The 381-nt window shown below is 69.6% G+C and carries 1 protein-coding gene; it reads left to right on the top strand.

Annotated elements, in window-relative coordinates; genetic code table 11:
- A partial coding sequence (locus tag HC031_RS32340; RefSeq protein ID WP_205863520.1) for a UvrB/UvrC motif-containing protein occupies positions 1-381 on the top strand: 381 nt, incomplete at both ends.

Below are 381 nucleotides of genomic sequence, written 5' to 3'. Positions count from 1 at the left end.
GTTGGCGCACACGATCGAGATCCTCAAGGGGCTGCGCGACCGGTACGAGGCGCACCACCGGGTGTCGATCACGGATGCGGCGCTGGTCGCCGCGGCGACGCTGGCCGACCGCTACATCTCAGACCGGTACCTGCCGGACAAGGCGATCGACCTGATCGACGAGGCCGGCGCCCGGATGCGCATCCGCCGCATGACCGCGCCGCCAGACCTGCGCGACTTCGATGAGCGCATCGCTCAGGTGCGCCGGGACAAGGAGTCCGCGATCGACGCGCAGGACTTCGAGCGGGCCGCGCAGCTGCGTGACAAGGAGAAGCAGCTGCTGGGCCAGAAGGCGCAGCGGGAGAAGGAGTGGAAGGCCGGCGACCTCGACGTCGTGTCCGA

The organism is Planosporangium thailandense (genome assembly GCF_011947195.1).
Taxonomy (GTDB): domain Bacteria; phylum Actinomycetota; class Actinomycetes; order Mycobacteriales; family Micromonosporaceae; genus Planosporangium; species Planosporangium thailandense.
The sequence above is the reverse complement of the archived record's forward strand: the minus strand, read 5'-3'. Positions and strand labels throughout refer to the sequence as shown.